Annotated in this window: 13 protein-coding genes and 1 pseudogene; 4 read left to right on the top strand and 10 right to left on the bottom strand. The window is 62.5% G+C overall.

All coding sequences use genetic code 11. From position 1 onward, the window contains the following. Window positions 1-4: 4 nt before the first annotated feature. Window positions 5-673, top strand: a pseudogene (locus CEC48_RS32065) (cryptochrome/photolyase family protein); the annotation flags it as partial. A gap of 176 nt (window positions 674-849) precedes the next feature. Next, window positions 850-939 carry a zinc ribbon domain-containing protein gene (locus CEC48_RS32060; RefSeq protein ID WP_371917741.1) on the top strand — a complete coding sequence of 30 codons (90 nt, stop codon included), beginning with the start codon at window positions 850-852 and terminating at the stop codon, window positions 937-939. 595 nt (window positions 940-1,534) lie between these two features. Here the strand turns inward: CEC48_RS32060 and CEC48_RS04335 are convergent. Together CEC48_RS04335 and CEC48_RS04330 are read right to left on the bottom strand one after the other, a co-directional pair. Then, entirely contained in the window at window positions 1,535-2,821 is a 1,287-nt protein-coding gene (locus tag CEC48_RS04335; protein ID WP_176438663.1) for an MFS transporter, read from the bottom strand. 258 nt (window positions 2,822-3,079) lie between these two features. Continuing rightward, window positions 3,080-5,185, bottom strand: a complete 2,106-nt coding sequence (locus CEC48_RS04330) for a TonB-dependent receptor domain-containing protein (RefSeq protein WP_088422619.1) — start codon at window positions 5,183-5,185, stop codon at window positions 3,080-3,082. Window positions 5,186-5,624: 439 nt separating this feature from the next. Between CEC48_RS04330 and CEC48_RS04325 the strand changes: the two genes are divergently transcribed. Continuing rightward, window positions 5,625-6,812, top strand: coding sequence for an acyl-CoA dehydrogenase family protein (locus tag CEC48_RS04325; protein ID WP_088422618.1), 1,188 nt, complete (start codon window positions 5,625-5,627; stop codon window positions 6,810-6,812). Between the two features lie 22 nt (window positions 6,813-6,834). Further along, the gene (locus CEC48_RS04320) at window positions 6,835-7,923 is read left to right on the top strand and encodes a sigma-54-dependent Fis family transcriptional regulator (RefSeq protein WP_088422617.1); all 1,089 of its coding nucleotides are present in this window, start codon (window positions 6,835-6,837) and stop codon (window positions 7,921-7,923) included. 35 nt (window positions 7,924-7,958) lie between these two features. Here the strand turns inward: CEC48_RS04320 and CEC48_RS04315 are convergent, their stop codons facing one another. The 8 genes from CEC48_RS04315 to CEC48_RS04280 form a co-directional block, all read right to left on the bottom strand. Continuing rightward, window positions 7,959-9,764: an ABC transporter ATP-binding protein gene (locus CEC48_RS04315; protein WP_088422616.1), complete on the bottom strand. Its 1,806-nt coding sequence runs from the start codon at window positions 9,762-9,764 to the stop codon at window positions 7,959-7,961. 197 nt (window positions 9,765-9,961) lie between these two features. Then, window positions 9,962-10,474 carry a GNAT family N-acetyltransferase gene (locus CEC48_RS04310; RefSeq protein WP_088422615.1) on the bottom strand — a complete coding sequence of 171 codons (513 nt, stop codon included), beginning with the start codon at window positions 10,472-10,474 and terminating at the stop codon, window positions 9,962-9,964. Further along, complete coding sequence (locus CEC48_RS04305; protein WP_088422614.1) at window positions 10,474-11,919, bottom strand: MFS transporter; 1,446 nt, start codon at window positions 11,917-11,919, stop codon at window positions 10,474-10,476. Before CEC48_RS04305 ends, CEC48_RS04310 begins: the two co-directional genes overlap by 1 nt. Further along, window positions 11,916-13,124: an acyl-CoA dehydrogenase family protein gene (locus CEC48_RS04300; protein WP_088422613.1), complete on the bottom strand. Its 1,209-nt coding sequence runs from the start codon at window positions 13,122-13,124 to the stop codon at window positions 11,916-11,918. The genes CEC48_RS04305 and CEC48_RS04300 overlap by 4 nt, the downstream gene beginning before the upstream one ends. Window positions 13,125-13,144: 20 nt before the next feature. Then, window positions 13,145-14,860: an ABC transporter ATP-binding protein gene (locus CEC48_RS04295; protein WP_088422612.1), complete on the bottom strand. Its 1,716-nt coding sequence runs from the start codon at window positions 14,858-14,860 to the stop codon at window positions 13,145-13,147. Beyond that, entirely contained in the window at window positions 14,857-15,720 is an 864-nt protein-coding gene (locus CEC48_RS04290) for an ABC transporter permease (RefSeq protein ID WP_088422611.1), read from the bottom strand. Before CEC48_RS04290 ends, CEC48_RS04295 begins: the two co-directional genes overlap by 4 nt. Next, window positions 15,717-16,697, bottom strand: a complete 981-nt coding sequence (locus CEC48_RS04285) for an ABC transporter permease (protein ID WP_088422643.1) — start codon at window positions 16,695-16,697, stop codon at window positions 15,717-15,719. The genes CEC48_RS04290 and CEC48_RS04285 overlap by 4 nt, the downstream gene beginning before the upstream one ends. Beyond that, the gene (locus tag CEC48_RS04280; RefSeq protein ID WP_088422610.1) at window positions 16,694-18,355 is read right to left on the bottom strand and encodes an ABC transporter substrate-binding protein; all 1,662 of its coding nucleotides are present in this window, start codon (window positions 18,353-18,355) and stop codon (window positions 16,694-16,696) included. The genes CEC48_RS04285 and CEC48_RS04280 overlap by 4 nt, the downstream gene beginning before the upstream one ends. Between the last annotated feature and the right edge of the window lie 195 nt (window positions 18,356-18,550).

The raw sequence follows: 18,550 nt of genomic DNA, 5'->3' as shown, positions 1-18,550 counted from the left end.
ATCAATGCATGAGACTCACCGGCTGTGCCTGGTCCTGGGCGACCAGTTGTCGTTTGACCTGGCCTCGTTAAATGGGCTGGATAACCAACGCGACGCGGTCTTGATGGTCGAGGTCATGGAGGAAGCCAGCCATGTGCCCCACCATCCGCAGAAAATCGCCCTGATCTTCAGCGCCATGCGCCATTTTGCCCAGGCATTGCAGCAGCGTGGCGTTCGGGTGCAGTACGTCAGCCTGGATGACCCGCAAAATACCGGCTCGGTACCCGGCGAGTTAAGGCGCTGGCAATCGCTGATGCAAGCGCACGAACTGCACCTGACCGAATGCGGTGACTGGCGCCTGGAGCAATCCCTGAAGGACTGCGGCTTACCGATCCAGTGGCATGCCGACAGCCGATTCCTGTGCAGCCGTGACGAATTCGCAGCCTGGGCAAACGGCAAAAAGCAGCTGCGCATGGAGTTCTTCTACCGGGAGATGCGCCGCAAGAGCGGGCTGTTGCTCAACGGCGACGGTACGCCGGTCGGCGGCGCCTGGAACTTTGATGCAGACAACCGCAAGGCACTGCCCAAGGGCACCAAAGCGCCCTACCCGGCGCGTTTTGGCTCGGACTCAATCACCCAGGACGTGCTGGCGCTGGTGGCTAAACACTTCAGCAGTCACTACGGCGCCCTCGACACTTTCGACTACCCGGTGACCCACGCCGACGCCCAGGCACTCTGGGATTACTTTCTGGATTACGGCCTGGCGGGGTTCGGCGACTACCAGGACGCCATGGCCAGCGACGAACCGTTTCTGTTTCACGCTCGCATCAGTGCGGCGCTGAACATCGGCCTGCTGGATCTGCGCCGGCTGTGCAGCGATGTGGAGGCGGCCTATTGGTCGGGCAGCATTGCACTGAATGCGGCCGAAGGTTTTATCCGCCAACTGATTGGCTGGCGTGAATACGTGCGCGGCGTCTACTGGCTGAAGATGCCGGACTACGCGGCCGGCAATTCATTCGGCAACACCCGCCCGCCGCCGGAGTTCTACTGGACGGGCGAGACGCAAATGAACTGCATGCGCCAGGCGATCGGCCAAAGTCTGAAACATGCGTACGCCCACCATATCCAGCGGCTGATGGTCACCGGCAATTTCGCGCTGCTGGCCGGGATCGTACCCAGACAGATATGCGAGTGGTACCTGGCGATCTACATGGACGCTTTCGACTGGGTCGAGCTGCCCAACACCCTGGGCATGGTGATGCACGCCGACGGTGGCTACCTGGGTTCCAAACCTTACTGCGCCAGTGGCCAATACATAAAGCGCATGTCGGACTACTGCCGAGGCTGTGCCTACAAAGTCACTGAAAGCACCGCGGACAATGCCTGCCCGTTCAATTCGCTTTACTGGCACTTCCTGATGCGCCACGGCGACCTGCTGCGGGGCAATCAACGCATGGCCATGCTGTATAAAAATCTCGACCGCATGCCTGAAGCCAAGCAGGACGCGCTGTGGAACCGTGGCCAGAGGCTGCTGGCCAAACTGGATGCGGGTGAATCACTTTGAGTAGGCGACCCGGTGTTTACCGGCACGCTCACCGAGCAGCATCAACCCGCCGCCCGTCAGCAGCAAGCCCGCCGCGATAAAGATGTAACCGCCGTAGACATCCCCCACAACACCCTGCGCAAGGTTGATCGTCTGGGAGCACACCAGCGTGCCGGTCAGCGAAGCAATGGCCAACACCGGCGTCACCGTCGCGCAGACCCGGCCCATATAGCCCGCCGGCACGGCCTCTTGCAGCATCGGCCCCTGAACCATGGCGAACACCGAAAAGCACACCCCGCAGCAGAACATCAGCGCCCAGGCCAGATAAAACGGAGGATGCGACGCGTAGCCCAGGTAGCTTAACCCCAGGCACAGCAGCGCAACGGTAAACGCCCGGCGAATGCTCAATGCCTTCAACAGCGGCCGCACCAGTAATGCCGCCACCAGCCCGCCGATGGGGAATGCGGCGAGGACCACGCCATATTCACGCGGGCTCAGGCCCAGGGTCTTGAAGGCATACAAGGACAACACGACGTTGTTGATGCCGAGGGAAAATCCGTACAACGCCACGCCAGTCAGCAGGGTTCGAATCGACGGGTGGCCCCAGGAAAACCGCAGGCCAGCGACCAAGCTCCCCCAAAACGAAGCGCGCTCTACCGGCAACGCAGCACCCAGGCCGCGGGTGGCCACGAGGCACAACGCCGAACAACTGAAGGCCAGTACATTGATCAGCAACGCCCAGATCGGCCCCACCCACACAAACAAGGCCGGGCCCACGGAGGCTGACAGCACCGAAATGCCCGTCAGGGAAAACATCGTCTTGGCCGAGGCTTCCACCCGGCGCTCAGCGGGAATGATCACTTGCATGATCGCCTGGCGGGACGGGTTGAAGAACTGCGCGGCGCTGCTGTTCATCACCAGTAACAGCAGCACGCCGGCGAACACCTGCATCTGGCCGAGGCCGGACAGTGAATAGATCAGGATAAAGATCAGGAAGTTGATCACCCGGATAGCGTCTGCGGTGATCATCACGTAGAGCGGCGTCAGGCGGTCGACCCAGGCACCCGCCAATGGCGCCACCAGCACCCGAGGGATCGCCGATGCCGCCACCGCCAGGCCAACGGCACTGGGTAGAAAGGTGTTGTCACGGAACAGGTCCGTCACCAGCCAGACGATGATCGTGCTCTCTAAAACAAACTCGCCGAAGGACGAGAGCGCCTGGCCCAGCCATAAAAGTGAAAAATTGCGGCTGATGAAAACCCCGGCAAAGCGGCTTTTCCCTTGATTCGTCCTGAACACCATCCCTTCCCTGTGCGAAACGCTGTGAAATTTTCCGGCCGCTGCGAAGTGGTGTGAAGCCGGCGCAGATCACCGAGGTCAGCACCGGTAAAACGGCCGAGCTGGATTCGACCAAGCAACGGCCACACAACTAAGCGCCTCTGTAGGAGCGAGCTTGCTCGCGAAAAAGCCGAGGACACCGCATCAATTCAGAGGGTACACGTTATCGTTGACGTTTTTCGCGAGCAAGCTCGCTCCTACAGTGGGTTGCTGTCGCGGTCAGAAGTGAAACGCAACGCCCGTGGTCACGTTAAACGCATCCCCCACATAGAAGTTGGCCGAGTCCTGGCCCTTGGCGTCATACGCGGTGTTGGTGGCCGTGGCGTAGCGCTTGTTGGTCAGGTTGCGCGCATCAACGAACACTTCCCACTTCTTGCTCGGGGCTTCGTAGCCCACCTTCGCGCCCCACAACGTATAGGACGGCGCGCTCAGGGAGTTGGCGAAGTCGACGTAATAGCTGGACGCCGCCCGGGCGTTGAGCTGCGCATAGAAGCCACTGCCCTGGCGATATTCCAGCTCGGCCTGGTAGACCTGGCGCGGCAGGCCCGGCAGTTGGTTGTCGCCGAATACTGAGTCATTGCGGTAGTGGAAGTCGTTGAAGGTGTAGGCCTGGCGCAGGGTCACGGTGTCGCCATTGCCGCCATCCCACAGTTGCGCGTTCAAGCCGGCTTCGATGCCTTGGTGAATCGTCGCGCTGCCGTTGGAGGTGGCGACCAACTGGTCCTGGGTAGCGGTTGCCTGGCGCACCACCACCGACAGCAGCTCTTTCTGCACCCACGAGCGGTAGACCGTCAGGCTGCCGTCGAAAATACCGTGACCGCCACGAATACCGAACTCCACGGTGTTGGCTTTTTGTGGCCGTACATCGCGGATATAAGGGGTGCCGGTGCTGCCCAACTGCCAGGTGACCGGTGGATCCACCGAGCGGCTGACGTTGCCGAACACTTCGAATTCCGGGGTTAACTGATAGCGCAGGCCGATGCGCGGGGCGACGTCAGTCTCGTCGTATTCAACGCCACTGGGAAACGCGCTGGTGTTGGTGCTGGTGCTGTATTCGATCTGCGCCTTGCGCTTGATATCGATCAGCGACAGCCCGGTAGACAGCCAGGTGCGATCCCCCAGTTGCAGTTCGTTGCCGAGGGAAAACACCGTGTCGCGCGAGCCGGTGTAGTTGGTTTTCTGCTGGGTGATGCCGGTGGCCTTGCTGTGGGATTTCACATCGGCCAGGTACGCCAGGGTGTTGCTGAAGGTCACGCTGCTGTCGCTGCGCAGGCCGAAGAAGGTGTCGGCGGTGCGCAGGTAGCGCAGGGTCAGGTTGACGTCCTGGGAGCGCCATTCCTGAGGTGTTGCTGAATAGCGCCAGCCGTTGTCCAGCGGGTAATCGTTGTAGCCCAGGCCGACTTCGAGCTTGGCATTGTCGTCGAAGGTGTAGGTGGTGGTGCTGCCCAGCAGGGTCGAGCCGTCCTTCTTGCGCCCGATGGGCACGAGGTTGCTCGTGGGGTCGTGTTTGAGTTGGTACTTGGTCAGGGTGTTGCCCTGGCTCAGGGTTTCTTCCTTGTAGCGAATGTAGAAGCGCGTCTCCAGTTGCGGGCTGAACACGTGGCCGAAGTTGGCGACGATCCCCTGGCCCTTGTTGGGCGTATTGTCCTGATAACCCTCGCGCTCGTTGTGCTGGATGCTGACGTAGTAGTCGTTGTCGCCTTCCACGCCACCGGTGCTCAGTTGCTGCTTGCGATAGCCGAAGCTGCCGGCTTCGAAGCGTGCGTAGTTGCCCGGATCGGTGCGGCCGGTCTTGCTCACGAAGTTGATCGCGCCGCCCAGTGACAGGGCCGAATAACGGAAGGCATTGGCGCCGTAGAGCACCTCGGTGTGGTCCACGGAGGCCATGTCCAGCATGTCTTCCTGGGTGCCGCCCGGGCCGGTCAACGGCAGGCCGTCGTAGAGGAATTTAATCCCCAGCACATAGCCTTGATAAAAGGTGTTGAGGCCCGAACCACGGATCGAAATCTTGTTGGCGCCCGAACCGCTGGTGGCCTGGGCGAATACGCCCGGCTGCAACGCCAGCACGTCCTCGGCATTCGCCGCACGGCCCTGCTCGATTTTGCGGTTGTCGATCACTGCGGTTTTTCCCGGCACCTTGGCCAGCTGCTTTTCGGCCTTTTGCGCTTCGGTGGCTTCGGCGCCGGTGACCACCACCGTGGCCAAAGTAGGGTCGGCCTGGGCGGCGAATGCCGCGCCGTTTACCAGCATCAACAGCACGCCAAGGCTGGAAGCGGTGGCCAGTGACTCAAAAAAGCGAGCGCGTGGTTCAAACAGTTGCCGCATGAATTAAATACTCCTGGGGTCTCGAATTAGTGGGAGCATCTATTCGTATAGTCGCGCTCTACTTCCAACTTTGCAGGGTTCGTGCCACGTCAAAACATCAATAAATACGGGACCAAACACCTATTTAACCGCCACAGGCGCAACACTTTGCTGGTGAAATGTTCGATTCCAAACAACGCTTAAAAATCACAATAAATTATATGTTTAAGCGATAAAAGCATAACGAAAGGCCCGCCATACGGGCTCCGGACGAAACTGTTCAAATCCCGACAGCCCACCAACAAAAGTTGCGTATCCGACACTGTCTATTCCTGCACGCCCATAAGAAGGCGCAAGTTATCGGCCCATCGTTACTTGGTATGGGTCTTGCTCAATCAATTGACTATTGAAACAAATCAGTTCGAGCACACTCGACGATTAAGCAACGAGGTATTCACGCGTGACGGTCAACTTACTCTGCACCCGCAGGACGCCACTGGAGATTGCCCGTGACCTGGCGACCGAGTTCGCCCGCACCGCCGTCGACCGGGATGCCACCGGCGGCACGCCCAAAGCCGAACGCGACAAGCTGCGCAGCAGCGGCCTGCTGTCCCTGAGCATTCCTGGACAATTTGGCGGGCTGGACGCCGACTGGTCGGACACCTTCGAAGTGGTGCGCGAATTCGCCCGGGTCGACAGCTCGATCGCCCACGTATTCGGCTTTCATCACCTGATGCTCGCCACCGTCAGGTTGTTCGCCACCCCGGCGCAGTGGCAAACCTGGTTCAGCCTGACCGCCAGCAACAACTGGTTCTGGGGCAACACCCTGAACCCGCTGGACACGCGCACGGTGGTCAAGCGCCACACGGGCTGGCGAGAATTTTCGGGGCAGAAAAACTTCTGCTCCGGCGCCAACGACTCAGAGATGCTGATCGCCTCGGCCATTGATGAAACCGCCGGCGGCAAGTTGCTGATCGCGGCGATCCCCAGCGCCCGCAGCGGGATCATCCTGCACAACGACTGGAACAACATGGGCCAGCGCCAGACCGACAGCGGCAGCGTGACCTTCAAGCGCGTGCGCGTGGAAGAGTCCGACCTGCTGCTGGACCCAGGCCCGCTGAGCACGCCGTTCGCCTGCCTGCGCCCGCTGATTGCGCAGCTGCACTTCGCCAATATCTTCCTCGGGATCGCCGAGGGCGCGTTCGAAGAAGCGCGCCAATACACCCAGGAAGAAGCCCGTCCATGGTTCCGCTCCAGCGCCACCCACAGCAGCCAGGACCCTTACATCCTCAGCCACTACGGCGATTTCTGGGTGGCGCTGCAAAGCACCCGCCTGCTGGTAGAACGCGCAGGTCAGGTGCTGGACGCGGCATGGGCCAAGGGCCCGGCGCTGACCAGCGAGGAACGCGGCGAAGTTGCCATTGCCATCGCCACTGCCAAAGTCGCCGCCAGCCGCAATGGCCTGGAGTTGTGTAGCAAGGTCTTCGAGGTCACCGGCGCGCGGGCTACCAACGCCTCGGTGGCACTCGACAGGCACTGGCGCAATTTGCGCACCCAGAGCCTGCATGACCCGCTGGACTACAAACTTCATGAACTGGGCGAGTGGGCACTTAACCGTACCCCGCCCATCCCGACGTTTTATTCCTGATCTTTTATTCAAAGGGATAACCATGCAACTGCTGACCTTACCGCCCTCACCCGCCCTTGCCACCTCCATCCGCGCCACCGCGCAGGTGTTTGAAGACCCCAGGTCCAAGGCCTTGCTCAAGCATGTGCAACAAGTCGCGCCGAGCGAAGCCAGCGTGCTGATCATCGGTGAAACCGGCACCGGCAAAGAGCTGGTGGCGCGCCACATTCACAACCTCAGCGGCCGCAAGGCACAGCCGTTCGTGGCGGTGAATTGCGGCGCGTTTTCCGAATCTTTGGTGGAAGCCGAACTGTTCGGCCACGAGAAAGGCGCCTTCACCGGTGCCCTCAGCGCCAAGGCCGGCTGGTTTGAAGAAGCCAACGGCGGCACGCTGTTCCTGGATGAAATCGGCGACCTGCCGATGTCGATCCAGGTCAAGCTGCTGCGCGTGTTGCAGGAGCGTGAAGTGGTGCGCCTGGGTTCGCGCAAAAGCATTCCGATCAATGTGCGAGTGCTGGCGGCGACCAACGTGCAGCTGGAAAAAGCGATCAACGCCGGGCATTTTCGCGAGGACCTGTTCTACCGCCTGAACGTGGTCAACCTCGAACTCAGCCCGCTGCGGGAACGCCCCGGCGATATCCTGCCGCTGGTGCAGTATTTTATCGACACCTACACCCGCCGCCTCGGCTATGGCGAGATCATCTTGAGCAAGGAAGCCGAGCAACGGCTGGCCACCTACAGTTGGCCGGGGAATATCCGCGAGCTGGAAAACGTCATCCACCACACCTTGCTGATCTGCCGCGACGGCGTGATCCAGGCCGATGACTTGCGCATGTCCAACCTGCGTATCGAGCGCCAGGAGGACAGCACCACGGCCCATGACTTGCTCGACCAGGCGTTCCAGCGGCTGTTCGAAGAGCAGATCGACAACCTCCACGAACAGGTTGAACGCAGCCTGCTGACCGCCGCCTACCGGCTCTGCCACCACAACCAGGTGCACACCGCCGAGCTGCTGGGACTGAGCCGCAACGTGACCCGCACCTTACTCATCAATTTGGGTGAGCTGAAGGTCAACAAGCGCCGCCCGCTGGCCACCGCCAAGGATGAACGAGTGCTGCACCTGTCCATCTGAACCTCAAGACACGGCGTACCCGGTACGCCGCTTGATCACAGCGCCACTTCATCCAGCGCATCGCTGAACTGGCGACTCCACAACCGCGCATATTGCCCGCCCTGGCGCAGCAGCTGTGCGTGGCTGCCGTCCTCGATTACCCGGCCATTGTCGAACACCAGGATCCGGTCCAGGTGGGCCACGGTGGACAGCCGGTGCGCGACCACCAGCACGGTCTTGTCTTCCATGATTTCGTCGAGCTTGTCCTGGATGAAGCGCTCGGTGATCGAGTCCAGGCTGGAGGTGGCTTCATCCATCACCAGGATCGGCGCGTTCTTCAGCAACACCCGGGCGATCGCAATGCGCTGGCGCTGGCCACCGGACAACTTCACACCACGCTCGCCCACCAGCGATTCGTAGCCGTGCTCCATGCTGTCGATAAACTCACTGGCGCCAGCGCGGTGAATTGCCTCGGCGACTTCGTCCATCGAGGCATCCAGGCGGCCGTAATGAATGTTTTCGCGAATGCTGCGGTGGAACAGGCCGGGTTCCTGGGGAATCAGGCCGATCTGCTGGTGCAGCGAATGCTGGGTGACGTCGCGTACGTCCTTGCCGTCCACCAGCACCTGGCCTTGTTGTACGTCGTAGAGGCGCAGCAGCAGGCTCAGCAGCGTCGACTTGCCGGAGCCCGAGGCGCCCACCAGGCCGACTTTCTGGCCGGCGGGGATGACGATATTCAGGTGTTCGAAAATCGAGCGGTCACCGCCGTAGCTGAAGCCCACGTCGCGAAACTCGATATCGCCACGCTGAACCTGCAGCGCCTTGGCGCCGGGTTGGTCGATGACTTCATGGGGGCGAATCAGCGTGCGTACGCCGTTGGCGATATTGCCGGTGGCTTCGAAGAATTCGAGAAAGCGCCGGGACAGGTTTTCAACATCGCTGATGATCAATAACGACAGGCTGGTGGACATCACAAACGCAGCAATGTCGATACGGTGACTGCGCCACAGGTAGAGCGCCAGCAACAACAGGCCCAGTTTGAGCACCACGCCACAACTGGCCTGGAACCAGCGAATTTTCTCCATGTAACCCAAGGATCGATAGGCAGCCGCCACCTCCTTGTCGAGAAAGGTGCCGAGGTAACTGTGCTCGAACGCGTGGCGCGCAAACAGACGGATATTGGCCAGGTTGGAGACCGCATCCACCACCTTGCCGGTGCTGGTGCTGCGCGCTGCCGAATACTGTTGGGCAAGAGGGTGACTGCGGCGTGCGAGCACGTAGCAGATGGCGATGAATGCCACCGACCAACCCGCCATGAACAACGCCAACAGCGGCGATGCGGTCCAGAGCAAGGCCGTGGCCAGGCTCAGCGTCACCAGCAACGGGATCAGGTCGAACAACAAAATGCTCAGGGTCTGATTAACGCCGAGGGTAATTTCGGCAACCCGATGTGCCAGTGCCCCGGCGAACTCATTGCTGATGAAACGATGGGAATGCTGTTGCAGATAGGCAAACACCACATGCGTCACCGTGCGCCGCTGCAACGGCAAGACATGGATATGGCAGCCTGCGGATGCACGGGTAAACAGTACCTGGCACACCAGCAGCACACTCAGCAGCGTCAGCGGCCATTGCAGCACTTCAAAGGCACGCTCAGCCTCCAGCCCGTTGCTGACGGTTCGGGTAATCTGCCCCAGCCCCCAGGGCGTCAGAATCGAACACACCACGGCGGCAATCTGCAGCAGCAAAATGGCCAGGTACCATCCTTTGAAATGACCGATGAAATGCCGCACAAAGGCCGCCGGCGTCGACGGCAGATGTTGGACATTCCAGGTGCGAAACAATGAAAAAGACGAGCTCATGGCCAATGGCATTCCTGAATGACGCCTGTGGCCGCGCAGCTTTCAGGCAAAAAAGGGCTGCAACTGTGCCCCATGAAACAGACAAACATTCCCCTGTGGCGAGGGAGCTTGCTCCCGCTGGGAGCGCGAAGCGGCCCTAAAAGATGGGCCTGCTACGCAGGCCAGCGGGAGCACGCTCCCTCGCCACAAGTTCAGCGTCACTTTTGGGATTGGTAGCGAACTTCCTCCAGCTCACGACCGCCCCGGGTAAGGGTACGGCTTGATTCGGCCTGCGCTGTCCATCCGGCGTTTTGGTAAAAGCGTATTGCCCGGCGGTTTTCAGCCAGCACCCACAACGTCGCAGTCTCCAGGCCCAGGCCTGCGAGATGTTCCAGGCCTTTGAGCCACAGCGCCCGCCCCACTCCGGTTCCCCAATGCTCGGCAAGCACATACAGCGCCTGCACTTCACCGGTTTTGCCAGAATCCGCATCCTCATCACGGCTCGGGCTCACGGCAATCCAGCCCACCACACGCTCCTCCACCCGCGCGACAAAAACAGCTTCACTTCCCTGCTCAATAGACTGCCGCCAAAGAGCCTCACGCCGAGGCTGAGTAGCCTCCAGCGAAGCCAGGTAATCCGCAGGCATCAACTCACGGTAAGCCTGCTGCCAACTGCGAATATGCACCCAGGCGATGTCACCTGCATCCTCGATACGTGCCGTACGAATCATCAAATACCCTCTGCGCGTTTTGCATATATCGCCGAGCCCGCCTGCGGCGACAACCTACGGTAGACCAACCCCGACAACCCACACAACAACCCGGCACCTACCATGATCCAGGCGATATCGCTTTGCTCGACCGTGGCATGCCCGCGCGCGGCCATGATCAAGCCCAGCAGCGCCGCCGCGATGCCCACCGATAAACTCAGGGTCAACTGAATGGTCATCGCCGACAGGCTGCTGGCGCGGCTGGATTGCTCCGGCGGCACATCGGCGTAGGTCAGCGCGCCCAGGGTGCTGAACTGCAGCGAGCGAATGATCCCGCTGCCAAACAGCACCAGCACCACAATCCAGTACGGCGTGGACACCTCGAACAGGCTGCACGCCAGGATGGTCAGGCTCGTGAGTACGGCATTGCTGATCAAGGTACGCCGGAAGCCAAAGCGGCTGACGATCCGTACCGCCAGCATCTTCATCAGAAACGCGCCCACCCCGCCGGCAACGCTCAGCAGCCCGGCCTGCAACGGGTTAAGCCCGAAGCACAGCTGAAACAGCAGCACCAGCAAAAACGGCTGTGACGCACTGCCGATGCGCATCAGGTTGCCGCCCCAGAAGCTCACCGCAAAGGTTGGTATTTTCAACAGTGAAAAATCGATCAATGGGTGCGTCGTACGCCGCGCATGCAGGACATACAGCCAGGCACTCAACAGCCCGCCTCCAATTAGCAGCAACGCCCACTGACGCGGCAACAAGCCGTGGCCCAACACCTCGAAGCCGAACACCAGCCCGCCCAACGCCACACCGCTGAGCAACAGCCCGGGAATATCCAGTGGCTGACCAGGCGCCCCGGAGTAATCCGGGATGTAGCGCAACACCAGGATCACCCCCAGCACGCCGATCGGCACGTTGATCAGGAAGATCCAGTGCCACGACAACACCGTCACCAGCAGCCCGCCCAGCGGCGGACCCAGCAGCGGCCCCACCAGCGCCGCCACCGTCAGGTACGACATGGCGCGCAGCAGGTTTTCCCGCGCCGACCAGCGCAGCAGGATCACCTGCCCCACCGGCACCATCATTGCGCCCGCCGCGCCCTGGACCATGCGCGCCACGGACAATTGCAGCAGCGAGCCCGAGCAGGCACAGGCCACCGACGCCAGGGTGAACAGCACGATCGCGCTGATAAATACCCGGCGCGGCCCAAAGCGGTCAGCCGCCCAGCCGCTGACCGGCACGCACAGCGCCACCGCCAGCAGGTACAGCGACACCACCAGGTTCATGCGCACACTGGGCTCGCCGAAATCCTGGGCCATCTGCGGCAGCGCCGTCAGCACCGCCGTGGCGTCGATCAGTTCCATGAACAACGCACAACCGATGATCATCGGCACCCGGCGAGAATGACCGCTGGCCACCGCGCCCAAGGCGTGTGAAAGGTTATTGTCGATGGCTTTGTTCAAAACAGCCCCGATGTCGGAGGCGGCGTGCCCTTGAGTTGCCAGGCGCCCACGGCCGCTGCCTTCCAGTGCCGGGGATTGTGGTTGGCCACGGTGCGCGCGTTGCGCCAGTGCCGGTCGAGGTTATGGGCACGGCCGGTGGTGGAGGCGCCACCCACGTCGAACACCAGCTCTGCAGCCTTGAGCGCCGACTCGGCCGCGATGTACTGCGCCTGGGCGACATCCACCGCTGCCTGGTCCACCGCTACCGCGTTGAGATCGGCAGCCCAGGCGCGGTCGATGGACTCAGCCGCGTGCAGCACCACCGCTTCGGCAGTAAAGGCCCGGGCCGAGACATCGCCCACGGTCAGCTCCACGTATGGATCATCCACCGAGCGCGTGGCACTGCTGTGCTTGATGGGCCGTGCATGGTCCTTGGCAAAGGTCACCGCATCATTCAGCGCATTGCGTGCAATACCGGCCTGCACCGCCGCGAGGAACACTTGCAGGAACGGCGTGACAATCGTGCGTTTGCCTTCCTCGACGGTGCGGGTGCGGATCTCGCTGGCCAACACCTGCACATCATGCAGGTGGGTGGTGCCGCTGGCGGTCAGGCGCTGGCCCATGGCGTCGAAATCGTCCAGCAGCTCCAGGCCCTGGCGGTCACGGGGCAGGATGAACGACACCGGCTGATCATTCTCGTCCAGGGCAACGGCACTGACCCAGTCGGCATACAACGAACCGGTGCTGTAGTACTTACTGCCGGAGGCGCGATAGTGCTCGCCGTCACGCACGATGCGTGCGCTGATGGAACCGTTGGCACCGCCGACTTCCCAGCCCGCGTTGCCGATCACGGCGCCTTGCAGATAGCGCGTAAACCAGCGCTCACGCTCCTCCTCCGCCCCCTCGGCGCGGGACGCCAACAGGCCTTCGACAAACCCGAAACCGGGGCGCAGAGCCTGAGCCACGTTGGAGTCGGCCGAGGCGATGCGAATCAGCAAGGCAATCACGTCCTTGACCGAACCACCGGCGCCGCCAAAGCGCTTGGGAATCCGTGCGGTGAACAGTCCTGCCTTGGCGATCTGCGCCACGGCCTCATACGGCAGTTGGCGGTCGCGCTCGCGTTGCGCAGCGCCGGCGGCGATCTGCGGCAGGATGCGGTCGGCGCGGGCATTCAATTCAGCCACCGTCACGACCGGTGGCTTGGGCACAGCAGACAACGTACTCATGGCAATTCCTTGATTCAGGTCTAGATGGCGATTTTCCACAGGCGCGATTCATCAAACAGCCAGCCGGGGTTTTCCGGCTCCAGGGCCGGCACCACCAACTGCGTACCGCTGCCGGGCAGGCGCGGCACTGCGCCCAGCAGGCGCCGGGTGTATTCGTGTTGGGGTGATTCAAACAACGTCTCGACGCTGGCGCTTTCCACCACCTGGCCGTGGCGCATTACCAACACCTCGTCGCTGACGTGACGGATCACTCCAAGGTCGTGGGAGATAAACAGGTACGCCAGCCCCAGCGAGGCTTGCAGGTCGGCCAGCAGGTCCAGTACCTGGGCCTGCACCGACACGTCCAGCGCCGAAACCGGCTCGTCACAGATGATCACTTTGGGGTTGCTGGCAATCGCCCGGGCAATCGCCACGCGCTGGCGTTGCCCGCCCGACAATTGCAGCGGCCGACGCTCGGCCACTTGCGGCGCCAGGCGTACCTGGTCGAGCAACTGCGCCACGCGGGCCGCTTGTTGTTCAGCGGCGATACCGGCGACGTCCAGCGCATCACTGAGGATCTGCCCTACCGTCCAGCGCGGGTCGAACGAACTCAGCGGGTCCTGATAGATCACGCTGATGTCGCGGCGATGCAAACGTCGAGTCTTCTCCTCAACCCGCTCGGTGCCTGCGGCTGCCCATGGCTGGTCGAGAAAATGCACCTCGCCGGCATCCGGTTGCAGCAGCCCGAGGGCAATACGCGCCACCGTGGTTTTGCCCGAGCCGGACTCACCGACGATGCCCAAGGTGCGGCCGGCGCGCAGCTCGAAGCTGACGTCGTCCACCACCTGGCGCGACTGTTGATCAGGGCCGATATAACGTTTGCCCAGGCCGGAGGCCCGCAGCAACACCGGCGAATCCGCGCCCGGCCGTGGCTGCGCTATCGCCGTGCTGCGCTCCGGCGACAGGCGTGTGCCACGGGCATGTTCGGCGGGCACCGCATCCAGCAGCGAGCGCGTGTACGCGTGCCGTGGGTTGAGCAGCACCTGATCCATCGGGCCCTGCTCCACCACTTCGCCGTGGCGCAAAACGAGCACTTCATCCGCCAGTTGCGCGACCACGGCCAGGTCATGGCTGATGATCAGCAACGAATCGCCACGGGCCTTAATCTGTTGCAGCACTTGCAGAATCTGCGCCTGCACCGTGGCATCCAGCGCAGTAGTCGGTTCATCGGCAATCACAAGGCCAGGGTTCAGCGCGAGTGCGCTGGCAATCAGCGCACGCTGGCGCAGGCCGCCGGAGAGTTGATCGGGACGCTGGCGGGCTCGCAGTTTCGGCTCGGGTACGCCGACCAGGTCCAGCAGTTCGATGACACGTTCGCCACGACTGCGACGGTCACCCCAGCAATGGGTCTCCAGCACTTCGAGAATTTCCTTGCCCACCGGCCGCAACGGGTCGAGTGACACCAGAGCGTCCTGCAATACGAAGCCGATACCGTTGCCACGCAAACGGCGCCAGCCGCGCTCGGAAAGGCTAAGCAAATCCACACCGTCATAGCTCAAGGTGCGCGCTGTCACCTTGGCACCCCCACCGGCCAGGCCGATCAGGCTGCGGGCGGTGACGCTTTTGCCTGAACCGGACTCACCCACCAGCGCCAGGGTCTTGCCCGGTTCCAGAGTGAAAGACAGGTTGCGCACTACAGACTGCCCGGCAAACTCGATGGACAGCCCTTCAACGATCAAGCGTTTCTGGTCGCTCATGAAAGACGGCCCTCCAGGCGTTGTTGCAGGTAACGGCCAGTGACCGTGGTCGACAGGGTGGTCAGCACAATGAACAGGCCGGGGAAAAACGTCAGCCACCAGGCATTCGCGATAAAGTCGCGGCCCATGGATAGCATCGTCCCCCACTCCGGCGCGGGCGGACGTGCGCCCAAGCCGAGAAAGCTCAGGGCCGAGGCCCAGACAATCGCCTGGCCCACACCCATGGTCAGGGTCACGATCAACGGGCGCATGGCATTCGGCAGCAACTGGCGCAGGATGATGCGCGACGGCGGATGCCCGAGGGCCCGGGCGGCTTCGATGTAGCCCGCATTGCGTACCGCCAGCACCTGGCCACGGACCATGCGCGCGTAACCGGGCGCACTGCCAAGGCCGGTAGCGACGATCAGCGGGCCGATGCCGCTGCCGAAGATCGCCACGAACAGCAGCGCCAGAATCAGGCTCGGGAAGGCAAACAACACTTCCAGCAGCCAACCCACGCCACGGTCCACCCGCGCACCACCAAGCCCGCCCAGCAGGCCGAGCACGATGGCGATGCTCATGGCTATCGCCGTGGCTGCCAGGCCGATGAACAACGACTGGCGGGTGCCGTAGATCACCCGCGAAAAGATGTCCCGCCCCGATTGATCGGTGCCAAACCAGTGAGCCCAGCTCGGCGAATGAAACGCATCGCGGGGGACGATGGCCAGCGGGTCGCTGTAGGCGAACAGTTGCGGCACCAGCGCCGCGACAATCACCAGCAGCAGAAAGGTAATCGCCAACAGCGGGCCAAGCCGCAGCGTGCGGGTGATGCGCTGAATCCGCAGCGCGGGCAGCGGTGTTTCCAGGGTCAGGCCGCTCATGCTGGAATCTCCTGTTGGCGAGGGTCGACCCACAGGTACAGCAGGTCGACCAGGATGTTGGCCAGCACATAACCGGCGGCGACCACCAGGCTTATGCCGATGGTCAGCGGCAGGTCTTGTGCCTGTACGGCCTGGTACAACTGGCGGCCGAGGCCCTTGCGGGAAAAAATTACTTCGATCACCACCGCGCCACTGATCAGCGCGCCGATGGCCCAGCCCGACAGTGAGATGCCCGGCAGTACGGCGTGGCGTAACGCGTGTTTGAAGCGCACGTTGAAATCACTCAGGCCACGGGTTCGGGCGGTCAGGATGAAGGGTTGGTCGAGGGTCAGATCCAGGGATTCGCGGGTGACCTGGGCGATAAACCCCGCCAGCGGAATCGCCAGGGCGAACGACGGCAGCACCAGCGTGCGCCAGCCATCGCTGCCCGCCGGAGGGAACAGTCGCAGGCCGAATGCAAACACCGCCAGCAGCAGAATCCCCAGCCAGAAGTGCGGCAGCGCGGCGGCCAGGGTTTCGGCGAGCGAGGCCAGGCTGGCAACCCAGCGCCGGCGCCCGGCAGTCAACACCGTCAGCGCCAGCACCAGAACCCAGGCCAGTGCCAGAGACGTGAGGGTCAGCTCCAGGGTCGGCCAGGATTGCTCGGCGAGCACTCGGGTTACCGGCAGATGCTGGGAATAGGAAACCCCCAGGTCACCTTGCACCAGGCGCCCAAGGTACAACGCGTATTGCACCGCCAGTGGCTTGTCCAGGCCGTACTCGCGGGTGGCTTCGGCGATGGTCTCGGCGGTGGGGTTGCCGCTCGGGCCGCCGAGGATCGCCAGCACCGGATCACCGGGCATCAGGCGCAAGGCAAAGAAGGTCAGCGTGGCCACCGCCCAGAGCACCAGCACTCCGCCGGCAAGGCGCCACAGCGCACGCTTGCCGAGCCGGGCCAGGCGCTCGCGTCGTGGGTTGGCAAGTGTTGTGCTGCTCATTTGTTCACCCATGCGTCATAGAGATACGTCACCGCCAGCGACGGCTCCAGCCGCACGCCCTGGGTGGTCTTGTAGATACCCAGCCGCGTGCTTTGCGGGTAGGTGGTCAATTGCAGGTACTGGCTGGAAGCGATTTTCTGCGCTTGGTAATACAGGGCCCGGCGCTGTTCGCTGTCCTGGGTGGTGAGGGCCTGCTGGATAAGCGTGTCGAAGGCCGGGTCACTGAAGCCTGCGGTGTTCTGGTGGTAACCACCCACGCCTGCGGGGCGAATGAACTCGCTGCCGAAGATGATCCGCAGCACGTCAGCGGTGTTGGTGTTCCAGTAGCCCAGGCGAATGTCGTAGTCCCAATCGGCCTGGCGTTTGGTGGCCTGTACGTCACTCATCTGGTCGACGATCAGCTCGAAGCCGGTCTGCCGGGTGGTGGCCTGTACCTGCTCCCACAGGGTGTATTCCGAGGGTGACGTGCGGTTGCCCATCACCACGTGGACTTGCAGGCGCTTGCCGTCTTTGGTGCGGTAGCCTTCGCTGTCGCGCTGGGTCCAGCCGGCTTGATCGAGTAACTGTGCGGCCCGTGCCGGGTCGTAATCCTGGGCGTGCTGGAATTCTGGGCTGTAGAAGCGCGTGGCCGGGCTCAATGGTCCGCCGGCGCGGGGGAATTCGTTGAAGTACACGCTCTTCAACGCGCCCTCGATGTCGGAGCTGCGCACGAAGGCTTCGCGCACCCGCAGGTCATCGAACGGCGCACGGGTGATGTTCAGTGTGCCGTTGGTGGGGTTACCGGGGCGTTGGGCGATCACCAGGGTCAGGTCCGGGTTGCGTCGGGCGGCCTCGTGGGATTCGGGGGGCAACGCTTCGATCACGTCGACCTCGCCGGCCTGCAACGAGGCAAAACGCACGGAAGGCTCCTGGATGAACTTCCAGACGATGCGGTCCAGCCATGCCGGGCCCTGGTGTTTGGCGGTGGGCGGCGCCCAGTTGTAGTCGGGGTTGCGTACCAGTTCGACCTGGCTCTGGCGGTCCCAGCGTACGACCTTGAACGGGCCGCTGCCCACGGGGCTTTCGCAGTTCACGTCGCGTGAACGTAGTAGCGCTGTGGGGGACTCGATGCCCAGGAAGCCTTGGGCCAACACTTCAAGAAACGCTGCGTAAGGTGTGGCCAGGTGCACCACTGCGGTGTATTCGTCGAGCACGTCGGTGCTGCGGTATTGGCGAATGTAGCCGCCTGCGGTGCTGGACTGGGTCTTGGGGTTGGCCATGTGGTCGAGGTTGGCCTTGACCGCTGCGGCGTTGAACGGGGTGCCATCGGTGAAGTACACGTCGTTGCGCAGGTGGAAGGTGTAGGTCAGGCCGTCGGGCGATATGTCCCAGGTTTTGGCGAGCCAGGGGCCGATGCGGCCGTCGGCGTCCATCGAGACCAGGGAGTCCAGGTATTGCTGGGCGACGAACACTTGGGGCATGTCGCCGGCCACGTGGGGGTCGAGGCATGTGGGTTCGCGGTCGGTGGCGTAGACGAGGGTGCCGCCTTTTACCGGCTGGTCACTGCGTGTGACGGTTGAGCCGCTTTGGCCGCAGCCTAGCAACAGGCTGCAGAGTGCGGCGGTGCCGATAAGGAGCAACGGGCTGGATCGTCGCGGGTAAGGGGCGGGTTCTCGCATGATTACTGAGGCCTAAAGTCCGGGAACAGGGTCATTGCACAAGGCATGCCGGGTTTTTGGGGCTGTAAACAGGGGACATTGGGGGTTTGGGCGATTGCTGAAAACGACAATGTGTGTGGGAAGTGTTGGTCAGCCAACAGCTAGTGGTGGCGGTACATATCCGTTGCTGCGGTCAGGGCCGCTATTGGTTCCGCT

The organism is Pseudomonas sp. K2I15, from assembly GCF_002204795.1.
Lineage (GTDB): Bacteria > Pseudomonadota > Gammaproteobacteria > Pseudomonadales > Pseudomonadaceae > Aquipseudomonas.
This window is presented reverse-complemented; position numbering and strand designations above follow the sequence as displayed.